The 23,408-nt window shown below is 60.0% G+C and carries 26 protein-coding genes and 1 tRNA gene; 16 read left to right on the top strand and 11 right to left on the bottom strand.

Features of this window, described 5'->3' with window-relative positions; translation table 11 throughout:
• The first annotated feature begins 1 nt into the window (after position 1).
• The 4 genes from SIB42_RS04825 to SIB42_RS04840 all read left to right on the top strand — a co-directional run bounded on the left by SIB42_RS04825 (position 2) and on the right by SIB42_RS04840 (position 4,353).
• A complete protein-coding gene (locus tag SIB42_RS04825) occupies positions 2-1,198 on the top strand; it encodes a SufB/SufD family protein (protein WP_067096630.1) in 1,197 nt (398 codons plus the stop codon).
• The gene (locus SIB42_RS04830; protein WP_067096627.1) at positions 1,195-2,463 is read left to right on the top strand and encodes a SufS family cysteine desulfurase; all 1,269 of its coding nucleotides are present in this window, start codon (positions 1,195-1,197) and stop codon (positions 2,461-2,463) included. The genes SIB42_RS04825 and SIB42_RS04830 overlap by 4 nt, the downstream gene beginning before the upstream one ends.
• A gap of 110 nt (positions 2,464-2,573) precedes the next feature.
• Positions 2,574-3,686: an S-methyl-5-thioribose-1-phosphate isomerase gene (mtnA, locus tag SIB42_RS04835; protein ID WP_067096624.1), complete on the top strand. Its 1,113-nt coding sequence runs from the start codon at positions 2,574-2,576 to the stop codon at positions 3,684-3,686.
• On the top strand, positions 3,673-4,353 hold the full coding sequence (locus SIB42_RS04840) for a class II aldolase/adducin family protein (protein WP_067096621.1): 681 nt from the start codon (positions 3,673-3,675) through the stop codon (positions 4,351-4,353). Before mtnA ends, SIB42_RS04840 begins: the two co-directional genes overlap by 14 nt.
• Here the strand turns inward: SIB42_RS04840 and SIB42_RS04845 are convergent.
• On the bottom strand, positions 4,338-6,248 hold the full coding sequence (locus tag SIB42_RS04845) for a prolyl oligopeptidase family serine peptidase (protein ID WP_067096761.1): 1,911 nt from the start codon (positions 6,246-6,248) through the stop codon (positions 4,338-4,340). The genes SIB42_RS04840 and SIB42_RS04845 overlap by 16 nt on opposite strands.
• A gap of 66 nt (positions 6,249-6,314) precedes the next feature.
• Between SIB42_RS04845 and def the strand changes: the two genes are divergently transcribed.
• The 5 genes from def (at position 6,315) to SIB42_RS04870 (ending at position 8,304) form a co-directional block, all read left to right on the top strand.
• Positions 6,315-6,920, top strand: a complete 606-nt coding sequence (gene def / locus SIB42_RS04850; RefSeq protein WP_067096758.1) for a peptide deformylase — start codon at positions 6,315-6,317, stop codon at positions 6,918-6,920.
• A 4-nt stretch (positions 6,921-6,924) separates the two neighbouring features.
• Complete coding sequence (locus tag SIB42_RS04855) at positions 6,925-7,122, top strand: hypothetical protein (protein ID WP_067096618.1); 198 nt, start codon at positions 6,925-6,927, stop codon at positions 7,120-7,122.
• 57 nt (positions 7,123-7,179) lie between these two features.
• Positions 7,180-7,788: a DUF3747 domain-containing protein gene (locus SIB42_RS04860; RefSeq protein ID WP_067096615.1), complete on the top strand. Its 609-nt coding sequence runs from the start codon at positions 7,180-7,182 to the stop codon at positions 7,786-7,788.
• Between the two features lie 53 nt (positions 7,789-7,841).
• Entirely contained in the window at positions 7,842-8,012 is a 171-nt protein-coding gene (gene rpsU, locus SIB42_RS04865) for a 30S ribosomal protein S21 (protein ID WP_006043142.1), read from the top strand.
• A gap of 148 nt (positions 8,013-8,160) precedes the next feature.
• Positions 8,161-8,304, top strand: a complete 144-nt coding sequence (locus tag SIB42_RS04870; RefSeq protein ID WP_197459905.1) for a hypothetical protein — start codon at positions 8,161-8,163, stop codon at positions 8,302-8,304.
• A 37-nt stretch (positions 8,305-8,341) separates the two neighbouring features.
• Here the strand turns inward: SIB42_RS04870 and SIB42_RS04875 are convergent, their stop codons facing one another.
• Genes SIB42_RS04875 through SIB42_RS04885 form a run of 3 tightly spaced genes read right to left on the bottom strand, consistent with a single transcriptional unit; the run spans position 8,342 to position 9,918 of the window.
• Positions 8,342-8,494 carry a hypothetical protein gene (locus tag SIB42_RS04875; protein ID WP_369818460.1) on the bottom strand — a complete coding sequence of 51 codons (153 nt, stop codon included), beginning with the start codon at positions 8,492-8,494 and terminating at the stop codon, positions 8,342-8,344.
• Positions 8,495-8,539: 45 nt separating this feature from the next.
• Positions 8,540-9,718, bottom strand: coding sequence for a YifB family Mg chelatase-like AAA ATPase (locus SIB42_RS04880; RefSeq protein ID WP_369818457.1), 1,179 nt, complete (start codon positions 9,716-9,718; stop codon positions 8,540-8,542).
• Complete coding sequence (locus tag SIB42_RS04885) at positions 9,700-9,918, bottom strand: hypothetical protein (protein WP_369818456.1); 219 nt, start codon at positions 9,916-9,918, stop codon at positions 9,700-9,702. The genes SIB42_RS04880 and SIB42_RS04885 overlap by 19 nt, the downstream gene beginning before the upstream one ends.
• Here SIB42_RS04885 and SIB42_RS04890 point away from each other — a divergent pair.
• Genes SIB42_RS04890 through SIB42_RS04900 form a run of 3 tightly spaced genes read left to right on the top strand, consistent with a single transcriptional unit; the run spans position 9,917 to position 12,505 of the window.
• Positions 9,917-10,258, top strand: a complete 342-nt coding sequence (locus SIB42_RS04890) for a histidine triad nucleotide-binding protein (RefSeq protein ID WP_067096610.1) — start codon at positions 9,917-9,919, stop codon at positions 10,256-10,258. The genes SIB42_RS04885 and SIB42_RS04890 overlap by 2 nt on opposite strands.
• Positions 10,259-10,282: 24 nt before the next feature.
• The gene (locus SIB42_RS04895) at positions 10,283-12,289 is read left to right on the top strand and encodes an ABC transporter ATP-binding protein/permease (RefSeq protein ID WP_067096607.1); all 2,007 of its coding nucleotides are present in this window, start codon (positions 10,283-10,285) and stop codon (positions 12,287-12,289) included.
• Positions 12,290-12,295: 6 nt separating this feature from the next.
• Positions 12,296-12,505: a chlorophyll a/b-binding protein gene (locus tag SIB42_RS04900; protein ID WP_067096604.1), complete on the top strand. Its 210-nt coding sequence runs from the start codon at positions 12,296-12,298 to the stop codon at positions 12,503-12,505.
• A 14-nt stretch (positions 12,506-12,519) separates the two neighbouring features.
• On the opposite strand, the gene SIB42_RS04905 is transcribed toward SIB42_RS04900, so the two are convergent.
• From SIB42_RS04905 to psbX, 4 genes are all read right to left on the bottom strand, one after another.
• Positions 12,520-12,957, bottom strand: coding sequence for a TolB family protein (locus SIB42_RS04905; protein WP_067096755.1), 438 nt, complete (start codon positions 12,955-12,957; stop codon positions 12,520-12,522).
• Positions 12,958-13,004: 47 nt separating this feature from the next.
• On the bottom strand, positions 13,005-13,493 hold the full coding sequence (locus tag SIB42_RS04910) for a TolB family protein (RefSeq protein ID WP_067096565.1): 489 nt from the start codon (positions 13,491-13,493) through the stop codon (positions 13,005-13,007).
• Positions 13,494-13,531: 38 nt separating this feature from the next.
• Positions 13,532-14,509: a Ycf66 family protein gene (locus tag SIB42_RS04915; protein WP_067096562.1), complete on the bottom strand. Its 978-nt coding sequence runs from the start codon at positions 14,507-14,509 to the stop codon at positions 13,532-13,534.
• Between the two features lie 81 nt (positions 14,510-14,590).
• Positions 14,591-14,713 carry a photosystem II reaction center X protein gene (psbX, locus tag SIB42_RS04920; protein ID WP_066910860.1) on the bottom strand — a complete coding sequence of 41 codons (123 nt, stop codon included), beginning with the start codon at positions 14,711-14,713 and terminating at the stop codon, positions 14,591-14,593.
• An 89-nt stretch (positions 14,714-14,802) separates the two neighbouring features.
• Here psbX and SIB42_RS04925 point away from each other — a divergent pair, with 89 nt between their 5' ends.
• Positions 14,803-15,132, top strand: coding sequence for a YggT family protein (locus tag SIB42_RS04925; protein WP_074160764.1), 330 nt, complete (start codon positions 14,803-14,805; stop codon positions 15,130-15,132).
• A gap of 22 nt (positions 15,133-15,154) precedes the next feature.
• Here the strand turns inward: SIB42_RS04925 and accC are convergent, their stop codons facing one another.
• The gene (accC, locus tag SIB42_RS04930; RefSeq protein WP_067096559.1) at positions 15,155-16,501 is read right to left on the bottom strand and encodes an acetyl-CoA carboxylase biotin carboxylase subunit; all 1,347 of its coding nucleotides are present in this window, start codon (positions 16,499-16,501) and stop codon (positions 15,155-15,157) included.
• 148 nt (positions 16,502-16,649) lie between these two features.
• Here accC and SIB42_RS04935 point away from each other — a divergent pair.
• From SIB42_RS04935 to msrB, 3 genes are all read left to right on the top strand, one after another.
• A tRNA-Leu gene (locus SIB42_RS04935) sits at positions 16,650-16,731 on the top strand.
• A 29-nt stretch (positions 16,732-16,760) separates the two neighbouring features.
• The gene (locus tag SIB42_RS04940; RefSeq protein ID WP_067096750.1) at positions 16,761-18,047 is read left to right on the top strand and encodes a glycosyl transferase; all 1,287 of its coding nucleotides are present in this window, start codon (positions 16,761-16,763) and stop codon (positions 18,045-18,047) included.
• 27 nt (positions 18,048-18,074) lie between these two features.
• On the top strand, positions 18,075-18,500 hold the full coding sequence (gene msrB / locus SIB42_RS04945) for a peptide-methionine (R)-S-oxide reductase MsrB (protein ID WP_067096556.1): 426 nt from the start codon (positions 18,075-18,077) through the stop codon (positions 18,498-18,500).
• A gap of 42 nt (positions 18,501-18,542) precedes the next feature.
• Here msrB and SIB42_RS04950 read toward each other — a convergent pair whose 3' ends face one another.
• Complete coding sequence (locus SIB42_RS04950; protein WP_067096553.1) at positions 18,543-19,718, bottom strand: PRC-barrel domain-containing protein; 1,176 nt, start codon at positions 19,716-19,718, stop codon at positions 18,543-18,545.
• Between the two features lie 60 nt (positions 19,719-19,778).
• Positions 19,779-23,330, bottom strand: coding sequence for a chromosome segregation protein SMC (smc, locus tag SIB42_RS04955; RefSeq protein ID WP_231856448.1), 3,552 nt, complete (start codon positions 23,328-23,330; stop codon positions 19,779-19,781).
• Between the last annotated feature and the right edge of the window lie 78 nt (positions 23,331-23,408).

Consider the following 23,408-nt stretch of genomic DNA (forward strand, 5'->3'; position numbering starts at 1 on the left):
CATGGTGAGCAGTGTGCTGGCACCGGTGCAGCAGCGAGGACGGGAAGCCCTCCAACGGCTGGGACTGCCCACTCGTAAACAGGAAGCCTGGCGACTCACCGATCTCAAACGTCTTGAGGTTTTAGCCACACTTCCCGAGGTCAGCGAGACCTCCAACCCCTTGATGCCTGAGGTGTCAGATGGTGTGACGCGGCTGGTGCTCGGAGGACAGATGGATCCTCTGGACGGTGTTTCGCTTCCGGAGGGCATGACCCCTCTCACTGATGCTGAGCTGAATCGTCACCTCGGCCAGACCCTGTATCACTGCGGATGCTCCGAGGCCTGGCCCGTTGAGCTCAATCATGCTCACAGCCAGCACGTTCTCGCTCTGCGGGTTTGCGGCAAGGTCTCCGATCTGGAACTTGTGCTTGCCACCGGGGCTGGTCTGACTGCCACCCGGGTGTTGTTGCTGCTGGAGTCGAATGCGGAGCTGGAGCTTCTGGAGGTCTTCCCATCAGGATCTTCATCATCTGATGGGCAATGCGCTCATAGCCATGTGCTGGAGGTGCATCTGGGGCAAGACGCGCGGTTGAATCACGGTGTTCTTGCTAGTGGCAACGGTGACGCGTCGCTGATGGCTCACCTTGCTATCGAACAGGAGCCTCGCAGCCACTATGCGTTGACCAGTGTTTGTCGAGGTTGGAGATTCGGACGCCTCGAACCGCGTGTGTTGCAACTAGAGGGTCAGGCCACCACAGGGATCCATGGCCTCTCTTTGACAACAGCTGACGAACAATTCGCGACGCACAGCAGCATGCGTTTCGGTGGTCCTGAGGGTGAGCTTGATCAGTTGCAGAAAGCTGTTGCGGCTGATCGTTCCCACAGCATTTTTAACGGTGCTATTCAGGTGCCCAGAGCGGCACAGCGGACGGATGCAGCCCAACTCAGTCGCAGTTTGCTGCTGTCGCGGCGTGCGCGTGTTGACGCCAAGCCTGAGCTGGAAATCATTGCCGACGATGTGAAGTGTGCACATGGCGCCACGATCAGCCAGCTGCAGCAGGAGGAACTTTTCTACCTTCGGAGTCGAGGAGTTGACGGCGACGAAGCAGCTGCGCTGCTACTCAGAGGTTTCTGTTGCGAAGTGGTGGATCGCCTGCCAGGAGCTGCCAAGGCCTGGATGGCTTCCGGAGCGATCGCTGACCCCTCTCGACCCCTATGACCACACTGTCTCGTGATACCGGCGTCTCTCTAGCGGAACGGACTCGTTCTGATTTCCCGATTCTTGATCAGCGATCCTCTCAGGGCGACCCTCTGATCTATCTCGATCACGCCGCCACGAGCCAGAAACCCCGGGTAGTTCTCGAAGCGATGCAGGCCTACTACGCCTGTGATAATGCCAATGTGCATCGAGGTGCACACCAGCTCAGTGCCAGGGCCACCGAGGATTTTGAGGCGGCACGCACCACCACCGCCGCCTTTGTCGGAGCAGCTGGTCCTCAGGAGATTGTGTTCACCCGCAATGCCACGGAGGCCATCAACCTCGTAGCCCGCAGCTGGGGTAACGCCAATCTGCGTGAAGGGGATGAGATTCTTCTCACATTGATGGAGCACCACAGCAACCTGGTGCCCTGGCAACTCCTGGCTCAGCGAACGGGCTGTGTTCTGCGCCATGTCGGGGTCACCGAAACAGGTGAACTGGATGTTGACGATTTCCGTTCCAAACTCAGCGATCGCACACGACTGGTCAGCCTTGTGCACATCAGCAACACCCTGGGTTGTTCTAACCCTCTGGAGCTGGTGATTACGGCAGCACATGCAGCCGGTGCATTGGTACTGGTGGATGCCTGTCAGAGCCTTGCTCATCAACGCACCTCGGTGTCGGCTTTGGGAGCTGATTTCTTGGTGGGTTCATCGCACAAGCTCTGTGGACCCACCGGGATGGGTTTCCTCTGGGCGAAAGAAGCCCTGCTGGAGGAGATGCCGCCCTTCCTTGGCGGTGGAGAAATGATTCAGGACGTGCATCTGGATCACAGCACCTGGGCCGATCTTCCGTACAAGTTCGAGGCCGGCACGCCCGCCATTGGTGAGGCCGTGGGCATGGGCGCTGCGCTCAGCTATCTCGAGCAGATCGGTCTTGAAAACATCGCCGCTTGGGAAGCGCAACTCACGTGGCATCTGTTCAATCGTCTGCAGGCGATTGACGGTCTGCGCATTCTTGGCCCAACGCCTCAGCAACAGCCTGGTCGTGGTGCTCTCGCCACCTTTCTTGTGGATGGTGTTCATGCGAACGACATCGCCGCCATGCTCGATCTTGCTGGGATCTGCATTCGCAGCGGACATCACTGCTGTCAGCCACTGCACCGCCACTATCAAGTCACCGGTTCAGCCCGCGCCAGCCTCAGCTTCATCACAACGATGGCGGAGATCGATCGCTTTGCTGATGAGCTGCAGGGCGTGATCACATTTTTCCGTGACAATTCCTGAGCCATGGGCATGGCCTTGGCCATGAGTCGCTGCCATCACGGGTTGAGTGCTTCGCGGGGATGCTGTGAAGCGGACAGGCAGATTGGCCCAGGTCTATCGACGCGATCCGGATGAATATTGATGGCCAGGCCTGGCGCACCATCGGACTGGAACCGGACGGTCGCTCGGTCTGGGTGATTGATCAGACCCAGTTACCCCATCGCTTCGGAACCCGCTCCCTCAGCAGCTGTGAGCAGGCGGCTGCGGCCATCAGCACCATGGTGGTTCGTGGCGCTCCGTTGATCGGGGTGACCGGTGCCTATGGCCTGATGCTGGCTTTGCAGAATGACGCCAGTGATGCAGCCCTGGCGGCGGCATTTGACCAACTCAATGCCACGCGCCCCACAGCTGTGAATCTGCGCTGGGCGCTGGAGCGTGTGCGTGATCGTGTGTTGGCGTTGCCTCCGGCGAAACGGGCAGTTGCCGCTCGGGAGGAGGCCGGTTTGATCGCTGATGAGGATGTGGCCATGTGCTCCGCCATCGGTGACCACGGCCTCGAGATCCTCCAGCGGCTCGCGGCGGCCAGGCCAGAAGTCCGCAAAAACAAGCCTTTTCAGGTGTTGACCCACTGCAATGCTGGCTGGCTGGCCACGGTTGACTGGGGTACGGCATTAGCCCCGATCTACAAGGCCCGACGCGCCGGTCTTGATCTTCATGTATGGGTGGATGAGACCCGACCGCGCAACCAGGGTGCATCGCTCACGGCCTACGAGCTCGGCAGAGAAGGAGTTCCCCACACCGTGATCGTGGACAACGCTGGAGGTCACCTGATGCAGAACGGTGAAGTGGATGCGGTGATTGTGGGAACGGATCGCACCACCCGCCGTGGAGATGTCTGCAACAAGATCGGGACCTATCTGAAGGCCCTGGCGGCTTATGACAACGCGGTACCGTTCTATGTGGCGCTCCCCGCATCAACCATTGACTGGAGCCTGGATGACGGGGTGGCGGAGATCCCGATCGAAGCCCGCTCCCCCCAGGAGGTCACGGCAATTCAGGGCCGTCTGCTCGATGGACCAGCGGCAGGCACTCTGGCTCAGGTGCAGCTCACACCCAATGGCAGTGATGGCTTCAACCCTGCCTTTGATGTGACTCCTGCCCGGCTTGTCACTGCGCTGATTACCGATCGGGGTGTGGCGGATGCCAGTGAGGAGGGGCTGAAGAGTCTGTATGGCTGTGGCTGATCGCTTCGATGATCAAGTGCTGAGGCAACAGCTGGTGACTGTGGCGCGCCGCATCAATGGCACAGGCCTCAATCAGGGCACTTCCGGCAACCTCTCGGTTCGGATTGATGAGGGGATTTTGGTCACTCCCAGTTCCCTTCCTTATGAACAGATGGAGGTTGGTGATCTGGTGGCAATGGATCTGTCTGGACAACCCCTGAAAGAGAAGCAGCGGCGACCGTCGTCGGAATGGCGCCTTCATGCGGATGTGCTCAGCTGCCGCCCCGAAGCCATGGCGGTGCTTCATTGCCACCCGATTCATGCCACGGCATTGGCCTGCCATGACCGCGGCATTCCTGCATTTCACTACATGGTTGCCGTAGCTGGTGGTGATGAGATCCGTTGTGCTCCCTATGCCACTTTCGGGACGAAGGAACTCTCCGACAACGTGGTGAATGCTCTGGCCCAACGCAATGCTTGTTTGCTGGCCAGGCACGGAATGGTGACGCTGGGGAAAGATCTGGAGTCCGCATTACGAGTGGCGGTTGAGGTGGAGACCCTGGCGCGGATGTATCTGCAGGCTCTGCAGCTGGGGGAGCCCCCGCTGCTCTCCACGCACCAGATGCAAGCGGTGCATGCCCAGTTCCGCGGCCTTCACTACGGTCAGGCGAATCAGAGCCCGAGCTGACGACGGAAGAAACGCTCCGTTGCCTCCAGAACCTGAACCTTCACGGCACTGTTGCGGAAGCCATGACCTTCCTCTGCAAAGGTCTGCACCTCGACAGGAAGCCCATTGCTGCTTAGAGCGGCGGCCATGCGTTCCGTTTGTTCCGGCACCACCACCTTGTCCTGCAGACCCTGGAAAAAGATCACTGGGCAGCGAATGGATTGCGCATGCTGGAGCGGTGAGCGCTGCTCATACCGGGCCCGCGCCTCAGGCCAGGCCCCCACAAGCGAGTCGAGATAGCGGGCCTCAAAGCGGTGTGTCTCCGAAGCCAGAGAGGTGAGGTCGCTGACGGCGTAGCGGCATGCTCCTGCCCGGAACACATCGGTGAAGCAGAGGCAGGCAAGGGTGGTGAATCCACCGGCGCTACCTCCTTCGATGGCGATCTTGTGCGGATGGGCCTGGCCGGCCTCCACAAGAGCCATTGCAGCGGCGGCGCAGTCCTGGACGTCCACGACCCCCCAGCCGCTGTTCAGTCTGTCCCGGTAAGCCCGCCCGAATCCGGTGGACCCTCCGTAATTGACATCCACCACTCCCCAGCCTCGGGTTGTCCAGAACTGGATGCCAAGGTTGAGGCCGCGGCCAGCCATAGCGGTTGGTCCGCTGTGGCTTTTTACAAGTAAGGGCGTCTCGCTGCTGGCTCCACCCAGGGGCGGGTAGTACCAGGCGTGAGTGCGCAGGTTGCCAGCGCCTTCAAACCACAACGGTTCGGCGCTGCTGATGGCTTCGCTTGGTAGTGCGGCCTCGCCGGCTGGAGTGTGCTGCCAATAACCGGTGCTCAACTCCAGCTCCAGCAGACCCTGGCCGATCTGGCAGCTGCTGGCGATCACCACGGCCCGTCCTGCGTCGGCATGGAGATCGGCCAGATCATCGAAGGGCTGATCCAGGTTGAGGATCGTGCCGTCGCTTCTCAGCTGCTTCAGCTCCCAGCGACCTTCAGAGCAAATCGCTGCCAGTAACTGCTCGCCATCCCAGGCACTGGTGCTCATCCCAAACACCCACTGGGGCATGGCGGTTTCCGCCTGCATGGGCCAGGGACGCTCCCAGTTGCGCTTTCCGCTGGCGGGATCGGCAAGCCGCATCAGGTTCCACCAACCACTGCTGTCTTCGGCAACGATCAGGCTGCCGTCGGGTTGCCACAGGGGTTGAAATACGGAGATGGCCTGCTCGGCATCCGGTCGGCTCCCGGCCAGGGTCTGCACCTGCATCAGCTGTCCCTCTGGCGAGAGGCAGGTGCAACGAAGCTCGCTGGCATCCCAGGGCATGGCGGGCTGTCGCCATTCCACCCAGGCCAGCTGGCTTCCATCCGCGCTGAGCGCCGGATAGCCGACGAAATCATCGGCTGCGTGAAGCACCTTGGGATGTTGATCGCTCTGATTCAGGGCAACGCTCACCAGCTGGTCACGGCCGTTGCACTCCATCACTCCCAACCAGCGCAGCCGTTTCTGATCAATCAGGCCTCCTCCAAGGGCCCATGAGCCTGGTGCGCTGATGCGAATCGGTTGTTTCGCTGTGAGGGCTGCGCAATCCTCACTGCCCAATCCACGCCAGGTCTGCTGCCAGAGACAGCCGTCGCCGTCGTCGATCCAGGTCAGTAGCAGGTTGTCTCCCATCAGGGCCACGGCCATGGCTCCACCGCCGTATTCATGAATGCGGCAGCGCAGGTTGGCGGGTGCTGCCGTCAGCTCTTTCGCTGTTGCATCGGTCTGGAGCCAGGGGCGGATCATGGCTGTGGTCCGTCCTTTCTCATGAGGTCGCTGCTCCAGCCAGAGAACCCAGTTGCCCAGAATCCGTGGTGATTTCAAAACGGGCAGGCGTCCGAGGGCGGTCTTCGCGGACAGGGGCTGAGAGCTGCTCATCGCTGCAATCGGATCCAAATGGGAAGACTGCCTAAGATCAGCACAGTTTTGATTCAGGTTGAGACCTTGGCCAGGAGCTTCGCCCAGTTGGCACGATCCGCCGAGAAGACCAGTTCTTCAGTGGCCGTGCCTAAGAAGCCTCTGGATTCTCCTCCGCTTCACATCCACAAACTTGGTGCTGAAGCGCTCAGGGTTGAGGGCCGCCGTGTCGGCAAGGTTGATGAAACGGTCAGGGATCTGGCCAGAGACATGCTGCGCAGCATGTACTCGGCCCGTGGCATTGGCCTGGCCGCTCCCCAGGTGGGCGTCGACAAGCAGTTGCTGGTGATCGATCTCGATCCGGAAACCCCGAGCACACCGCCCCTGGTGTTGATCAACCCCGAGATCATTTCCTCCAGTGCAGGGCTAGACACCTACGAAGAAGGTTGTCTGAGTATCCCTGGGGTTTATCTGGATGTGGTGCGACCCACCGCGGTGCAGGTGAGTTTTCGCGATGAGATGGGTCGACCGCGCACGATGAAAGCCGATGGCCTGATGGCCCGCTGCATTCAGCACGAGATTGATCATCTCAATGGGGTGCTGTTCGTCGATCGGGTCACCGACAAAGACGGACTCCTCAAGGAGCTCAAGGACCACGGCTTCCAGTCCACAGACGTGCGTTCCATCCCCTGATGCCATGCCGATGAAACCCCTTGCAGGGCTGTTCCTGGCCCTGGCCTGTGTTCTCGGCATCGCTGCCACAGGAAGTGTGTTCGAACTTGCCTATGGCGATCCTGATCTTGGTGTCACGCTCACCCGATGGATTCTCGGGCTGACACTCCCGGCCACGATTGGGTCACTTTTGGTTGCGATTCGACTCAACAAACCGGCCTGATCTAGGCAGCCGAAGAGCCTCGGCACTTTTACGATCCAGATACATTCTTTTGCTTCGATGGCCCGTTTACGGATCGCCGCTGCCGCTCTCTCGGTTTTCGGTGCCACTGTCGCCACAGGACTTATCTCTTCGGTGCGTGCTCAGGGCTCCCTGTTCACGACCGCTGAGGTCGATGCAACAAAGTTTGTTTTGGTCTCTGCTCCGATCGGTTCCGGTGAACGATCCCAGCTGAACATCTACGAGCAACGCACGAGTGCTCGTCCCTGTTACTCGGTGAGTGGCGTGGCTCCGGGGGTGGTGGATCCGTTGCTGGCAACCTTTGATTTCACGGGTATCTGCAATCGCTATATCGACGGCAACGGTTATTCGCTGCGCATCGGCGCTGACGACCTGGGTACCAGCTATCGCCTTACGGTGATCAAGTCAGCGAATGACGTTCAGTTGATGGCTCTGCCCACGCGCAATCCATCGGAACCCACTTTTTTAGTGGCTCGGGCAGGCGGCTTCGGCAACAATTTCGTTCAGCTGAAGCTCGAGCCAGGCTGGCGGCTGATGCGCCGTCAATACGGCAAGCGCACCCTCGGACATCTTTATGTGTACCGCGATGGCGTGCAGTCGGACTCAGGCAGTGCGGCTGAGACAGCTGTCCCTGACGAAACCGAATAGACCTCTTGAGGTCACTTGCTAGGTTAGTGCGCTGGAAATCTCTTGCTTGTTGAATGACTCAGGTCACGGTCGGCGAAAACGAAGGCATCGAATCGGCGTTGCGTCGCTTCAAGCGTCAGGTCTCCAAGGCTGGAATCTTCGCTGATCTCAAGCGTTTGCGTCACCACGAAACACCGATCGAGAAGTACAAGCGCAAAGCTCAGCAGCGTCGCCGCCGTCGCTGAATCAGCTTCGGCCGGTGAGTCGATCAACATCTAGTTCTTTGTTGGTGCAGTTTTAGTTTTTGGAAAAGGGCCGAAAATCCGTATTTCGGCCTGTTGGCTTCCTCCTCTGTCCTGTCGAGACTGAAGGAAGAGATGAGGAATCAACACCATGGGTCGTTCACTCAATGCATTCCGCTCCTGGATGGCTGAAACCCTTTCCCATGCCATGGGAAATCCCAGAGAAGAGAAGATGACTGTTCCTCCATCCATCGGACCTCAGCCTTATCGGGATGATCCCAGGTCAGCTCGATGAGCCGTTGAGCCTGATGTCGCCTGGACCTTGGTCAGCTTCATGGCTGAGCAACATCGAAACTTCTGAAACGAAGAGCAAAGGCCAGATTCTCAATGGACACCTGGTCACTGGCACAGAGGTCGCCCACTGTCCTGGCAACCCGCAGCAGACGTAGTCCGCTGCGCATGCTCAAACGTCGTACCCGGATCACCTCCTCCAAGTGGCAGATGGTCTCTGTACTGAATCGCCAATGTTGCTACAGGCCCTCAGCATTGAGTTCCCTGTTGGTCAGACCATCAGGATTGCGCTCACGCATTCGCACCCTGGCGCGACGAATTGAGGCCGCGTTGAACGTCGGATCCTGCTCAGGGGACTCCTCAGCCATGCTTCGCCGCAAACTGTCGTGATTTGCTGGTTCGAGTTTCAATTGCAGATCCATCCGGTCGAGCAGTGGTCCTGATAGCCGCCCCCAGTAGCGACGACGTTTCAGCTCACTGCAGATGCAGCGGCGATCGCCTGACCATCCACAAGGACAGGGATTGGCCGCAGCGACCAGGGTCACCCGGCTGGGGAAGCGGCAGCTGAACCTTGCTCTGCTCAACCAGATCACGCCTTCCTCGAGGGGCTGGCGTAGCTGGTCGAGCACTGATCGAGGGAATTCGGTCAGTTCATCTAGGAACAGCACTCCACCGTGGGCGAGGCTCAGTTCTCCTGGTCGGAGATGGGCACCCCCTCCAAGCAATGCGGCAGCTGTTGCGCTGTGGTGTGGGCTTCGAAAGGGTCGTTGTTGAATCAGCTGCCCTTTCCCACGGATGAGTCCGGCAATCGAATGCAGGCGGGTGATTTCCAGGGCTTCCTCCCTGTCCAGAGGAGGAAGCAGAGACGGCAACTGATGGGCCAGAACTGTTTTGCCGCATCCAGGCGGACCCACCAACAACAGATGGTGACCTCCGTCAGCAGCGATGGCGAGTCCCTGACGAGCCAGATCTTGTCCAGGAAGGTGCAGCAGTTGATGGGTTGATTCAGAGGTTGAAGCGCTTTTCTGAATGACTGGTTGAGCGGATTGGCTGCTGCGTTGATGCGCTCCATTTCGGCCACTACGAAGACGTTCCACGAGCTCTCGAAGCGTGGATGCGCTGCGGATCAGCAGGCCGGTTACCAGGGAGGCCTCGGCTGCATCATCTGCCGATACGGCAAGCGCGCGGGCATCTTGCTCAGCCGCCTGGCAGGCGATAGCCAGGATTCCACTGCAGGGCCTGATGCTGCCATCCAGCCCCAGCTCTCCGGCACACCAAAGCCCATTGAGAACAGGTGCATAGAGCTGCCCACTCGCCACGAGCAAAGCCAATGCGATGGGAAGGTCGAAGGCGGGACCTTCCTTGCGCAGGTCTGCAGGTGCCAGGTTCACCACCACCCTCACGCGCTCCCGCGACACTGGATGGCGGTATCCGGCAAGCCCACCAACTGAAGGCCAGGCAACCCTGGAGCCAGATCCACCTCGACGGTCACAGGAATGGCATCGAAACCGAGAAGGGACGCACTGAGGCAGCGTGCCAGCATTGGAATGATGAGCGGTTCAGGGATCTGATGCCCTGCCTGTCCCATCACCTGCACGACCCCCAGCCCCTGTGCCATGGCCGAGGACACGATCTTTTCTCGCATCCTGAGGGGTGAGATTCCTTGCGATGAGGTTTACAGCGATGAGCATTGCCTCGCCTTTCGCGACATTGCTCCCCAGGCTCCCGTTCACGTGCTGGTGATTCCGCGTGAGCCGGTCGTGGGCCTTCAGGATGTCGGCGAAGAGCATGCTGCTCTGCTGGGGCATCTACTGCTTGTTTCGGCTCGGTTAGCCAAGCAGGAGGGGCTCAAGGATTGGCGAACGGTGATCAATAGTGGTGCCGCTGCAGGCCAGACCGTGTTTCATCTGCATGTGCACGTGATCGGAGGTCGCGCACTGGACTGGCCCCCCGGTTGATGCAGATTCAGTGAGAATGACTTCATGACAACCACCCCTCGGCGTCCTGCCCAGGGACTGGGTGCGCAGCTGGGCAAGCTGCAGCGCCTGGCCCAGCCCTATTTCCTCCCTGTGGAGGAAACTCGCACCTGGCAGTTCTTGTTGCTGGTGCTCTCACTGCTGCTTGTGGTGATCGGAGTCACGCTTGGGTTGCTCACGCTTGTTGTGGCACTGACGGATCAACTGATCCCGACACTGCAGGATCGCTTTCTCCCCGGAGTCGATGAGATCGTTCGATCGATCTGGTCAGGCTGGATTGGTCCGGTCGTGCTCGCTTGCTCGCTGGCGGGTGCCGGTTTCTTCATTGCGTTCCGCAGCAAACTCCGGCAAGGCCGTTGGCTTCCCTGGTTGCTGCTTGGTGTGATCGCCCTGCTGATTCTGGTGATCAACGGCATCAACGTCGGCATCAGCTATATCGCCCGCAATATCGAGAACGCACTGGTTGCCTACGACGTCTCAAGTTTCTGGAACATCGTCGCCATCTATGCGTTCTGCCTGGTTCTTGCCCTGCCGATTCGCGCGGTGCAGAGCTATCTGATCCCCAAGGTGGGTTTGATGTGGAGGCGCTGGCTCAGCTCGCGTTTACTAGGTCGCTATCTCTCCAATCGGGCTTACTACGTTCTCAATCCCAACGATGAGAACGCTTCTGATATCGATAACCCTGATCAGCGGATCGCCGACGATACCCGCAGTTTCACGATCACCAGCTTGAGTGTTGTGGTGGAGGTGATCACGGCTCTGCTCACCTTCTTCAGTTTCATCCTTGTGCTGTGGGGAATCAATGGTCGTCTTGCCCAGCTGCTGATCGTTTACTCGGTCGTTGGAACCACTCTCATTGTTTATGCCAGCCGCAAGCTGGTGGCCTTGAATTATCAGCAGCTCAAGCTGGAAGCCGACTTCCGTTATGGGCTGGTCCATATCCGCGATAACGCCGAGTCGATTGCCTTTTATGGCGGCGAAAAGCAAGAGGGGAAGGAGGCCAATCGCCGACTTGACGGCGCTATCACCAACTACAACCGACTGATTATCTGGGAGTCGCTGATCAGTGTGATTCAGCGTTCTTACGATTACTTTTCTCGCTTTCTCCCTTGGCTGGTTATCGCACCCATTTACTTCGCTAAGGAGGTTGATTTTGGTGTTTTCGGACAGGCCAGCATCGCCTTCTCTCAGGTGCTTTTTTCAGTCAGCTATATCGTCAACAACATTGATCGTCTGGCAGCCTTTTCAGCCAGCATTTCCCGGCTGGAGGGTTTTCAGGGAAGGGTTGATGAGATCACGCACCGCAGTGAAGACGATCAACTCGGCACTCTTCATGACGCCAAGGAGGTCGAGGCAAGTCGGCTACTACTCAGTCATGTTGATCTGGTGCCTCCTCAGAGCGACCGGGTTCTGATCAAAGACCTCAGCCTCAGCATGGAGGCCCGCCAGCGGCTGCTGGTGGTGGGCCCTTCAGGTTGCGGCAAGACGTCATTCCTGCGGTTGGCGAGTGGACTCTGGCCGGTCAGTGGTGACGGTCATCTGGAACGTCCTCCCGCCGGCGACATGCTCTTTATCCCCCAGAAGCCCTACATGCTGCTGGGTTCCCTGCGTGAACAGCTGGCCTATCCACTCCAGCCCGATCGCTTTGATGCTGATCAGTTCCGCTCCGTTCTCCAGGAAGTGCGGCTGCCTGATCTGGTTAACCGCTATCCCGATCTAGATGTGAAGCAGGACTGGCCGCGCCTGTTGTCCCTGGGCGAGCAGCAGCGTCTCGCCTTTGCCCGGTTGCTTCTCAATGCTCCGCACATGGTGGTGCTTGATGAAGCAACCAGCGCTCTGGACGTCGCAACGGAACGGCACCTTTATGAACTGCTTTGTCGACGTGAAATTTCATTCATCAGTGTTGGCCACAGGCCAACTCTTCGAGAGTTCCATGACACGGTTCTTGAACTCGATGGCAAGGGAGGATGGCGTCTGCTTCCCGCGGCAGGCTATGAATTCGGCCGCGTTTGATCCCCGATGACTTCCGAGACCGACTCAGCGAAGCCTCCTGAGGCTCCTGCCGACCAGACACCCTCAGCAACCACAAGTGATGTTCCTGCATTCGGCTGGAGCGGTTATGCAGAGCGTGTCAATGGCCGTTTCGCCATGATCGGCTTTCTTTCAGTGCTGCTTGTGGAAGCGCTGAGCCACGACACCTTCCTGCATTGGTCCGGTCTGGTGCCCTGAGCGGCAATCGTGGATCAAGGTAAACGGATCAGATCCACATCCCATCGCCCCTGGCGGCTCACCTGCACAGCAAGGAGACGTCCTGACCCATCCAGGCTGACCTCTCTGGGAACTCCTGCGGGTTCCACGGGTAAGCGTTGCAGGATTCCCACACCACGGCGGTAGAGCATCAGTTCCGTGCGTCCATCTCGGCTGCGGATAAGGGCAATGCGATTGCCATCAGCGCTGACGCTGACACTGATCGGCTGGGCATCCGCCTGATTGATGCCAGGCAGCGGCACCGGCTGACCGTTGCGTAGATCCACAAGCTCGACGCGCTCCCGACCGTTGCGACTGGCGATCGACGCCAACCAGCGGTTGCCCATGGAGGGCCATCGCCGGCTGTCTGAACTGCGCTGCAGGGCACTGCTGATGCCACGCTCGGGGCGTAGACCGGATGGACCACAGCCCATCAGGCAAACCCCAAGCAGCAGTGCCATCAATCGCCGCCATTGAGCTCTCATGGCTGAAGCTCTGCCGGATTTGAGCGGCGTAGCCCACCGCGTCGATCCGGTTCGAGCAGTCCGCTGAGATCAAGCAGTTCCACCTGCCAACGTCCTCGATCGGCGGTCTGCACCGCTAGCTGACGTCCATCGGGCGAGAGGCTCAGTCGCACGGGAGTACGACCTGAGGGGAGGCGAAGCGGATGGGCTCGGCCACTGAGTCGGTCTTCGATCAAAACAAGCCGTCGGTTGCCGCGCTGAATGATCACCGCCAGATAGCGACCATTCCAACTCAGGGAAGGAGAGCTGTGGGGCTGTTGCCCGTTGAGATGGCGCAGCTGCAGACGACCGCCGCCACGAAGGTCTTTTAACTGCACGGTCGGTCTGCCGCGCTGGTCAACAATCACAGCCAGCTTGCTGCCGTCTCCACTGAGGGCGGGCTCCTGCTGCTGTTCAGGAAGAAGGGAACTTGGAGCTCGCTGAGTTCTGCCGGTACACCCTGCCATCAGCAGGCCAATCAGCAGCAGCAGCGCAGGGGAGCGGATCAGTCGTCGAAGCGGGAGCTGTTGTCCCTTGGACGCGAACTGCGGGGAGGCGTTCGTCCTGAATCCTGGGGACGCGTGTCGGGCGGGGTCCCCTGGCCAGGCTGACGTCTGCTTGGGCTGTAGGCCGCATCTTCAGCAGCTTGACGGAACGGTGTCCCCTGAGGAACTCCAGGCGGTGTTGTCGCTGCTGAGCGATTGATAAAAGGCGAACGGGATACTGATCCCTGTGACTCCTCGGATGGGCGAGCGGAGGATGTACGAGCGGAAGATGCGCGAGGCGAGGCGGTTGATGGTCCTCCTTCGCGGGCAGAAGCCGCGCTGGGCCTGCTGCCGCGTCGCTGGTCCTCCCGCTGATTACGGCGATCACCGAAGCTGGGGCCCGTTGATGGGCGGTCGTCGTCTCGATTGCCGAAGCGGGCCATGCGGCGATCCTGCTCGCTGTCCTGCCTCCAGCTGGAGGGTTCTTCAGGCCTGCCACGTCGTCGACTGGCGGCTTGCTCAGGAATCGCTGCTCTGGAATTTCGGCGTGGGCGGTAGAAGTCGTCCTCCTGGCCTTCACTGCGATCAAATTCCTGGCCTGCGAAGCGGCGTCTCAGTGGCTGAGGTTCGTCGAAGCTGTCGTAGGAGTCGTCGTACCCGCCGCGCATTCCCGGGGCTTGCCCCCTGGCGGGCGGTTCGTCATCGAAGTAGGCCGAGCGGCGTGCTTGCTCTGCTGAGATTCCTCGCAAACGAACGCTCTCGTAGGCGAAGAAAACCGTTGTGCCGGCCAACAAAAACTGTCCGAACTGGAGAATCGGGTCAAGTCTCCAGCCCTGGAAGAAGAGAATTCCGCCGCAGAGCAGGCCGATGGCCGCAAAAAAAACGTCGTAATCGCGAGCGAGAGCAGGCTTGAAGCTGCGCATGAAATACAGCATTGCGCCGCCAACGGCCAGCACGATGCCAACGATGCTGGCCCAATTAAGACTGGCGTTAACCACGATTAGGACCTCGAAAAGCGTTCACCGGATTCTTCGAAACCGGGAACTGTTGATTCAAGTTTACGAAGTGCGCCAGTCCCTTCAGAGCTTTCGGTCCACCTGGTCGGTTTGGCTGAAGAGGAACAGTGCGATGGAAGCAGGCACCACCACGATCACGGCACCCGCGACCAGGCTGAGAAGGAAATTGGTGAGGGAGGGAGTCATAGCGATCGGGCCGGAACCAAACCCTGGATTCAAGGCAAGAGCGATCTTAGGGATCGTTGGCGACTTTCTACGATGCTGATCCCGTTGCTTTGAGCTTTGTGACGCCGACACTGCTTCAGGTTCTGCCGACAGTGCATCTGATCCTGGGTCTGCTGCTGGCCGCATGGAGCTTGATGTTTCTCATGCGGATCGTGCTCACCTGGTATCCCAAGGCCGACTCCAACTCAGGGGTCTGGGCTGTGGTGATCTGGCTCACAGAGCCTGTGCTGGCCATCACACGTCGTGTTGTGGCACCGATCGGGGGTGTTGATGTGACACCGGTTATCTGGCTCGGCTTGGTCAGCCTCGTGCGTGAGCTGTTGGTGGGTCAGCAGGGTGTGCTTTCACAGATCCTGATGCGTTCCCAAGCCATCGCTTGAATGGCCATCGTTCAGGTCAAGGTCAGGGGAGCATTTCCTGTTCAACGAATTTAGTGTGGACGTCGCCGTTAATGAATTCCGGTCGTTCGATCATCTCCAGGTGGAAGTCGACCGTTGTTGGGATCCCCGTGACAGCGCATTCATTGAGGGCTCGCTTCATGCGTGACAACGCATGGGTGCGATCAGTTCCCCAAACGATCAGCTTGCCGATCAGAGAGTCGTAAAAGGGTGGGATGTCGTAACCGGTGTACACGTGACTGTCGACGCGCACTCCAGGACCTCCAGGGGGTAACCAACCGGTGATCCGTCCCGGTGCGGGGCGGAAGTTGTGGCGCGCATCCTCTGCATTGATGCGGCACTCGATCGCGTGACCACGCAACTGAATGTCTTTTTGAAGAACGCTGATCGGCTCGCCTCCGGCGATGCGCAGCTGCTCAGTGATTAGGTCAACGCCTGTGACCATCTCAGTGACAGGGTGCTCCACCTGGATGCGGGTGTTCATTTCCATGAAATAGAACCCACCGCTGCGGTCCAGCAGGAACTCGACGGTTCCGGCGCCCTCATAGTCAATGCTGCGTGCTGCAGCCACAGCCGCTTCGCCCATGCGTAGACGCAGCTCAGTGTCAAGGGCTGGGCTGGGCGCCTCTTCCAGCAGTTTCTGGTGGCGGCGCTGAATCGAGCAGTCACGTTCGCCGAGATGAACGACGTTGCCGTGCCGATCGGCCAACACCTGCACTTCCACGTGACGCGGGCGGTCGATGAATTTCTCCATGTACAGCCCAGGGTTCCCGAAGGCTGCTTCTGCCTCCCCTTGTGCTGCCTTGAAGAGCGTGTCGAGCTGATCAGGGCTCTGGACGAGTCGCATGCCTCGGCCTCCGCCACCAGCCGTGGCCTTGATCATCACGGGATAACCCATGCTGGCTGCGAGTTCAGCCGCTTCCTTGGTTCCTGAAAGCAAACCTTCGCTGCCGGGAACGGTGGGAACACCCACCGATTGCATTGTGGTTTTGGCGGTGGACTTATCGCCCATCGAGCGGATCGCGTGGGGCGACGGTCCCACAAAGATGAGGCCGTGGTCGCGGCACATTTCCGCGAACTTGTCGTTTTCGGCCAGAAACCCGTAGCCGGGATGGATGGCGTCAACGCCCCTGGAGGTGGCTGCCGCAAGAATGTTGGGAACGTTCAGATAGCTGCGGTTGCTGGGGCCTTCGCCAACACAAACCGCCTCATCTGCCAGTTGAACGTGGAGAGCGTTGCGATCAACGGTGCTGTAAACCGCAACCGTGGCGATCCCCATCTCCCGGCAGCTCCTCAGAATTCTGAGAGCAATTTCGCCGCGGTTGGCGATCAGCACCTTGCCGATGGGCATCCCGCAGTTACCAAGCCAGGGCGGATCGTATCAGTGTCCGTGCTTGCGCGTTCATCCCTTCCCTGAGGGGGCAGCCGGGAGAGCATTAACAGGCACCCCAGCCGGTATGATCGGTCCCTGATGAAGCCCGAGGGGCTGAATCGACCACGCGGATGTGGTGGAATTGGTAGACACGCACGTTTGAGGGGCGTGTGGCTTCGGCCTTGCGAGTTCAAGTCTCGCCATCCGCATTTCTCTTCCAAAAGCTGATCCGCTTCGCTTGACGTTCCGATCCACGGATCCAAAGCTCTCTGTGGTGTTCGTGTCCAACGGACCCGGCGAGCTGAGCACCTGGGTTCGCCCGTTGGCGGAACAGCTGCACCAACAATTGCTGCTCAGGCCCAGAGCCATGCATTCGCCTCTCGGCCTGAGGTTGGTGCTGGTGCCATGCCCCAACGCCACAGGCATGGAAGCTGAGGCTGCCGTCCGCTGGCAGCAGTTTGATCGCATTATTCCTGCGGCTCAGTTCTGGTCTCTATTGCTTCATCCGGCTCGGTTCGGTCAATGGCCCGCTCAAGGAGTGGTGGTTTTTCTCGGTGGCGATCAGTTCTGGAGTGTGTTGCTCTCCGCACGACTGGGTTATCGACACATCACCTACGCCGAATGGGTGGCCCGTTGGCCGCGTTGGAATGACCGCATTGCGGCGATGGCTCCGGAGGTGCAACAGCAGTTGCCGAAGCGCTTTCGTTCGCGTTGCAGGGTTGTGGGTGATCTGATGGCCGACCTGTCCAGCCATGCCAGAGCAAGCGATCCTTTGCCTGAAGGGGAATGGGTTGCGCTGCTGCCGGGATCCAAGCCAGCCAAACTCAGCGTGGGTGTTCCTTTTCTGTTTGAAACCGCCGATCGATTGAGGGCGCAACGCCCAGGCTGTCGATTCCTTTTGCCCGTTGCACCCACCACCAGTGCTGAGGACCTGCTCCGTTACTTAGGCCCTGCCAATCGCATCGCGGAGGGGTATACGGCCGGTGTCAGCGAGGTGCTCCCCCCTGGGGATGGCTGGCCCTGGAGGCGCATGCTGACCGAGGCAGGCACACTCATCCATCTGCAGGAGGACCCTCCTGCCAATGGAGTGCTGAGTCAATGCTCACTGGCACTCACCACGGTGGGTGCCAATACTGCTGAACTGGGAGCTCTGGGAGTGCCCATGATTGTGCTGGTGCCCACCCAGCATCTGGGTGTGATGCAGGCCTGGGACGGTTGGATGGGCCTGTTGGCCCGCTTGCCTGGATTACAGCGACTGATCGGCCTTCTGCTCAGCGCCTGGAGGATGAGAAACCATGGTCTGCTGGCCTGGCCGAATATTTCCGCAGGCCGGATGGTGGTCCCTGAGCGGGTTGGCGCCATCACACCCGAGCAGATCGCAGCCGAGGCATCGGGCTGGTTGCAGCAACCTGAGCGGCTGCAGGGTCAGCGCGAGGATCTCAGGGCGCTGCGGGGACAGCCGGGAGCGGTGGCGGCTCTGGCTGAAGAGGTGAGGAGCCTGCTGCCAAAGGCTCTTTCCGACTAGCTTTTGATACGCAGTTCCGATCAGTGCATGACCACGCCATCAACCTCCGGTAGTGATCGCGTTGAACGCTCCCCTGAGGAGTGGAAGCAGCAGCTGACTCCTGAGCAGTTCCAGGTGGCTCGCCGAGGAGGCACTGAACGGGCCTTCACCGGTGCTTACTGGAATCACAAGGGCGACGGCATCTACCACTGCATCTGTTGCGATACCCCTTTGTTCAGCTCCAGCACCAAATTTGAATCCGGTACCGGTTGGCCCAGTTTCTGGCAGGGAGTCAGTTCCGGGGCCATCATCACCAAGGAAGATTTCAGCCATGGAATGGTGCGCAGAGAAATCGTCTGTGCACGCTGTGATTCGCATCTGGGACACGTCTTCAGCGATGGACCAGCACCCACGGGACAGCGCTACTGCGTCAACAGCGCGTCACTGCAGTTCAAGGATGGTGTTCATTCCTGAACGGATTGCTCCTGATCAGACTCTTGCACTGGCCTGATTGATTCACCAGGGATCTTCAACAGGCTCGCCGGAAGCCTGCTGTGGTGGCTCGTTATCCCATGGTTCGCGCGCTTTCGGCTCCAGGTCTAGGGGTTGGCGCTCCATGGGTTGCATCTCCATTGGTTCCACATCCAGTGGCGCTCCGGGGCGTTCTACAGGGCGGCGTGACGCCGGACGGGGACGCTCGTCATAGCGAGGACGTTCTCCATAGCTGGATGGATCGCGTTCGCCAATGGGGTTTGCATAGCTGGAGGGCTCGGGCTCTCGATAAGCCCGTTCTTCCTGGTCTTGAGTCCGGTAACGACGATCGTCAAGCTCCGGCTCGCGCCTGGAATAGCGCTCTGGCTCCCTGTAGGGCTCGGGTTCATCGATGGACAGTTCATCCAGGTAGCGGCGCCGGCGCATGTCCTGTTCCCGTGGCTGTTCCAGCTCCACATATTCCAGTTCCGGCTGTTCGGCCTCAAACCGTTCGCTCTGAGAGGCCTCAAGTTGGCGTGGTGCCGTCTCAGCTGGCTGACCAGAGCTCAGTTGGTTCTCGACGGGCACAACATTGAGGCGGTAGCGCTCCCTCTCCTGCTCCTCCCAGCTGGCACCCCCCACTCCCAGCTTTTCCAGGAATCCACTATTGAGCTGTTTGAGTTTGTCTTCGGCGCCCTCGTAAACGATGATCCGGTCAGCACCGCTGCTGACGATCTCCTCGACCGGAATCTCCCAGGTGCTCAGCACCCCTTCACCCAGCAGTGGCACACCCAAAGCCCCCATCACCAGGGTGGTTAGTTCACCGGTTTCGATGTCGAACGAGAAGCCCAGGACTCGGCCGAGTTGCTGCCCTGATTCCGTGATGACCTGGCAATTGATGATGCGGCTGTAACGATCAGCGGCAAAGCCTTCGCTCAGGGAGTCGGCTGAGTCGACAAGGATCACGTCCCCCACCTGGCGGATGCGGTCGAGGGGCATCCAGCGCGGTAGGCCAGGCAGGAACCTGGTGAGCGGGTTGTCGCGCAATCCCAGGGCCACCACTTCACGGCGGTCAATATCCACGACCACTTCTCCTACAACGCCCAGGCGTCGACCGCTGTCGCGGGTGATGACCTGCGTACCCATCAGTTCCGACCTCAACCAGAGGCGGTCACTGGGCACGTTCGCCAGGGGGTCATTCGGAGTTGACGACAAGCTCAACCGCGGGCCTCAGCCGGAGGGATGCGTGACATTTTGGCGCAAGGACCCCGCGCTGGCTGTTCAGGCTGCATCGGGAAGTCCCACCACCTGAGTGTGGGCACCGCGGGCCTGGGTCACGCCAATGGTGCGAGTGGAAGCTCCGATCATGGGGCGGCGGTGGCTCACCACCAGGAACTGAGCCTGTTCGGCCTGGCGGGCAATCAGGGCTGCCAGACGTTCCACATTGACGCCATCCAGGAAGCTGTCCACCTCATCGAGGGCATAGAACGGTGATGGGCGGAAGCGCTGCAGCGCGAAAAGAAAGCTGAGTGCGGTGAGCGACTTCTCTCCACCAGACATTGCCGCCAAGCGTCTGACGGCTTTGCCCTTGGGATGGGCCACGAGTGTGAGGCCACCCTCAAGCGGATCGTCTGGGTTGTCGAGTTGAAGCTTGCCATCGCCATCAGAAAGGCTGGCGAAGATTTCGCGGAAATGGCTGTCGACCGCCTCAAAGGCTTCCATGAAGGCTTCCTGACGCAGCGTGGCCACGGTTTCAATCCTAAGCAACAGTTCTTCCCGCTCTTGGCTGAGTACATCCAGCCGTTCGCCCAGGTCACCCAGACGTTGTTCAAGTTCTTCTAGTTCTTCCAGGGCCAGCATGTTGACCGGTTCCAGGGCTTCCATCCGCAGCTGCAATTGCTGCAGGCGTTCCTGAAGGCTCTCCAGACCACTTTCACGCAGCTCGTCGGTGATCTCCGGCAGGGGATCAGGCAGCGTTGCCCGCAGCTCCTCCAAGCGCAGTCCGCCGTTGCGCAGCTGCTCTTCGAGTGAGCTGCGCTCCTCGCGAAGGCGCTCCAGTTCCCAGCGGGCCTGCTGCAGTGCTTGCCGCTGTTCAGCGACGGCAGCCTCGGCTTCATCTCTGGCGCGTCGTTCTTCCCCGAATCGGGTTTGCAGTTCCTGCTGCTGAGTTTCCAGTGCATCCCTGCGGGTCTTCAACGCCTGTTGCTGTTCACGCCACCGGCCATGCGCTTCCGAGAGAGCCTGAACCGCCTGCTGAAGCGATGTTTCCTCCCGCTCAATCGCCTGCTGCTGATCTCCGAGTCTCTGTTGTGAGAGCTGTCGGTCGCGTTCTTTCTGCAGCAGTGCATCGCGTTGCTGCCGTGCGGCCTCAAGACCAGAATCCACCCGCTCTAGGTCCTGCTGTAGAGCTTGCCAGCCTTCAGCATCACCACTGGCTTCGAGGCTGGATTCCTGGGAATTGAGCTGATTGAGTTGCGTTTGCAGCGGGTTCAGGCTCGTTTCGAGCTGATCCAGCCTGAGGCGGTGTTTCTGCTGGGCTTGCTGCAGCTCGCAGAGTTTGCGCTGACGCTGCTGCACGCGTTCAAGTAGTGGTCCATGGGAACGCTTGGCGGCCTCGCGTTCTGCTTCCAGAGCGGCCTGGCGCTGTTCCAGCTGCCGCAATGAGGGCCGCTGCTGATCCACTGCCTCCACCAGCCTATGTTCTTCCCGTCGACAGGCGGCAAGGCTCTCTCCCAGCTCCAGCAGTCGCTGACGCAGGGGGGCCGCTTCATCGCCATCACTGCTGGCGCCGAAGCTCAGCCCGCCTCCGCGCTGCGAGAAGCTTCCGCCGGTCATGGCCCCACTTTTTTCAAGCAATTCACCCTCGAGGGTGACGGCCCGTGAACGGCCCAGGAATTGTCTGGCACTGTTCAGATCGCTGAAGACCTGAGTGTCACCGAAGACGTAGGCGAACACGTCTGCATAGATCGCTTCGTAGCGAATCAGGTCGACAGCGCGTCCCATCAGGCCACTCCCTTCATCCGCCTGGGGCCGGCGTCCACGAGCCGTAGCAGCCATCGCTCCCGCGCCAGGAGCTCGGATCTTGTTGAGCGGCAGGAAGGTGAGTCGACCGGCGCGGCGACTTTTCAGCAGATCAATCGCGCGAGCCGCAATGCGGTCATCGTCCACCACCACCTGAGCCATCCTTGCGCCGGCAGCCACTTCAAGGGCCAGGCGATGGCGTTCATCAACTTCACCAAGCTGCGCAACATGGCCATGAATTCCTTCCAGGCCCGATTCGAGCAGCAGCCTCAGTGCGCCAGTTCCCCTGCTTTCCTGAAGGGCTTCCCGACGGCTGTCGTGGCGGGCAATGTCGCGCTCGAGCCGTGTCTGTTCCTGCTCGAGTCTGGAACGGGTGCGTTGCTGGATCGCGACCGACTCCAGCAGTTGCTGAAGTTGCTCTCTGCCGCTGCGAATCGACTCCAGCAGCGTCTGCCACTCCTGCTCGAGCTGCTCCAGCAGCGTCTGGACCCGCTGATCTTCCGCCCCGTCCTGATCTCTGTCCTGTTTCAGCTCCAGTTGTCGTTCTTCGTCCTGCCGGAGCCGTTCCAGCAGCTGTTGGCGTTCCTCCTGAAGCGGTGTGACCCGACCTTGAAGCTCCTGGCGTTGGCCGGAGCGCTGCTTTTGCTCTTCGAGCCAGGTGCCTGAGCGGCCTGCTACTTCTCCCAGCCGCCGCCGGGAGAGCTCCACGGCTGCTTCGGCATCTCTGCAGTCCTGCTCGGCTTTCTCCAGCAAGCCGTTGTTGGTGTTGAGGCGTAGGTCTTCCGTTTTAGCCTGCAGCTGGCCGCGGCGAGCTTGCAGCTGATGGCGCAGTCCCTGCAGGCGTTCTCCCTCCTGCTGATGCTGGCTTGCCTGCCGTTCCAGTTCGCGGCTCTGTGGATCCAGCCCCGCCAGTTCTGCCTGCACACTCAGTAGCTGGTCTTCGCCGAGGGCTTTGACGCTCTCCTGAAGGGTCTGCAGTCGTCCCGCCGCATCTTGAAGGCTGAGATCGCGTTGTTCGATTGAGCGGGCATCGCTCTCCTCCTTGGCGCTGAGCTGTTCTTGTCGCTGCTGAAGGCGTCGGCGCTCAGCCTGAGCCGCTTCGAAGGCCAACACCAGCTCCTGCCTGCGGCCCTGCTGGAGCTGGTCCTTGAGTTCCTGATAAGCCCTGGCTTTGGCGCAGTCTTTTTCAAGCCGCTGTCGGGCCGTCAGCAGTTCCTGCTCAACGATGCGGCAACGCTCCTGGCGCTCCTGAACCTCATCGAGCTTGCGCCGGGTTTGTTCAATGCGGGTGTCGAACAGTGCCACACCGGCCAGCTCATCGATCAGGCCACGCCGATCGCGGTTGCTCATCGAAACGATGCGGGTCACGTCCCCCTGCATCACTACATTGCTGCCCTCAGGGTCGATGCGCAGTCGGCGCAGCTGGGTTTGCAATTGCTGGAGGTTGCACGCGACCCCGTCCGCGCTGTAGCTACTGCTGTAGGAGCCTCCTGGCATCACCCGCAACTTGCGCGTAACGGTCCATTCCGTCTGATCTGACCGGATCCAAGGACCCTCCTCAGGGGGTTCCAGTCCTTCCTCGGCGGCGTCAGGCTGCCATTCAGAGAGGTCGAAACGAACACTCACTGTCGTTTCTGCTGATTTGCCGGCCTTCAGCACATTGCTATTCACCAGATCAGGCAGGCGATCGGCACGCATCCCTTTGCTGTTGGCCAGGCCAAGACAGAACAGCACTCCATCGAGGATGTTGCTCTTGCCAGATCCGTTTGGCCCGGTCACCACCGTGAAACCGGGTTCCAGGGGGATGCTCATCGCTCCCCCGAAGGACTTGAACTGTGTCAGCCCGACCTGATTGATGTGGACCAACAGGGGCAACGGCTGTCAGCTTTC

The sequence above is a fragment of the Synechococcus sp. MIT S9508 genome (assembly GCF_047303045.1).
Taxonomy (GTDB): Bacteria; Cyanobacteriota; Cyanobacteriia; order PCC-6307; family Cyanobiaceae; genus Synechococcus_C.

What these genes read in the sequence shown, in the direction of transcription:
- SIB42_RS04825 (WP_067096630.1), top strand. Translation starts at nt 2, where the DNA reads ATGGTGAGCAGTGTGCTGGCACCGGTGCAGCAGCGAGGACGGGAAGCC.
- SIB42_RS04830 (WP_067096627.1), top strand. Translation starts at nt 1,195, where the DNA reads ATGACCACACTGTCTCGTGATACCGGCGTCTCTCTAGCGGAACGGACT.
- mtnA (WP_067096624.1), top strand. Translation starts at nt 2,574, where the DNA reads ATGAATATTGATGGCCAGGCCTGGCGCACCATCGGACTGGAACCGGAC.
- SIB42_RS04840 (WP_067096621.1), top strand. Translation starts at nt 3,673, where the DNA reads ATGGCTGTGGCTGATCGCTTCGATGATCAAGTGCTGAGGCAACAGCTG.
- SIB42_RS04845 (WP_067096761.1), bottom strand. Translation starts at nt 6,248, where the DNA reads ATGAGCAGCTCTCAGCCCCTGTCCGCGAAGACCGCCCTCGGACGCCTG.
- SIB42_RS04855 (WP_067096618.1), top strand. Translation starts at nt 6,925, where the DNA reads ATGCCGATGAAACCCCTTGCAGGGCTGTTCCTGGCCCTGGCCTGTGTT.
- SIB42_RS04860 (WP_067096615.1), top strand. Translation starts at nt 7,180, where the DNA reads ATGGCCCGTTTACGGATCGCCGCTGCCGCTCTCTCGGTTTTCGGTGCC.
- rpsU (WP_006043142.1), top strand. Translation starts at nt 7,842, where the DNA reads ATGACTCAGGTCACGGTCGGCGAAAACGAAGGCATCGAATCGGCGTTG.
- SIB42_RS04870 (WP_197459905.1), top strand. Translation starts at nt 8,161, where the DNA reads ATGGGTCGTTCACTCAATGCATTCCGCTCCTGGATGGCTGAAACCCTT.
- SIB42_RS04890 (WP_067096610.1), top strand. Translation starts at nt 9,917, where the DNA reads ATGGCCGAGGACACGATCTTTTCTCGCATCCTGAGGGGTGAGATTCCT.
- SIB42_RS04885 (WP_369818456.1), bottom strand. Translation starts at nt 9,918, where the DNA reads ATGGCACAGGGGCTGGGGGTCGTGCAGGTGATGGGACAGGCAGGGCAT.
- SIB42_RS04895 (WP_067096607.1), top strand. Translation starts at nt 10,283, where the DNA reads ATGACAACCACCCCTCGGCGTCCTGCCCAGGGACTGGGTGCGCAGCTG.
- SIB42_RS04900 (WP_067096604.1), top strand. Translation starts at nt 12,296, where the DNA reads ATGACTTCCGAGACCGACTCAGCGAAGCCTCCTGAGGCTCCTGCCGAC.
- SIB42_RS04905 (WP_067096755.1), bottom strand. Translation starts at nt 12,957, where the DNA reads ATGGGCTGTGGTCCATCCGGTCTACGCCCCGAGCGTGGCATCAGCAGT.
- SIB42_RS04910 (WP_067096565.1), bottom strand. Translation starts at nt 13,493, where the DNA reads ATGGCAGGGTGTACCGGCAGAACTCAGCGAGCTCCAAGTTCCCTTCTT.
- psbX (WP_066910860.1), bottom strand. Translation starts at nt 14,713, where the DNA reads ATGACTCCCTCCCTCACCAATTTCCTTCTCAGCCTGGTCGCGGGTGCC.
- accC (WP_067096559.1), bottom strand. Translation starts at nt 16,501, where the DNA reads ATGCCCATCGGCAAGGTGCTGATCGCCAACCGCGGCGAAATTGCTCTC.
- msrB (WP_067096556.1), top strand. Translation starts at nt 18,075, where the DNA reads ATGACCACGCCATCAACCTCCGGTAGTGATCGCGTTGAACGCTCCCCT.
- smc (WP_231856448.1), bottom strand. Translation starts at nt 23,330, where the DNA reads ATGAGCATCCCCCTGGAACCCGGTTTCACGGTGGTGACCGGGCCAAAC.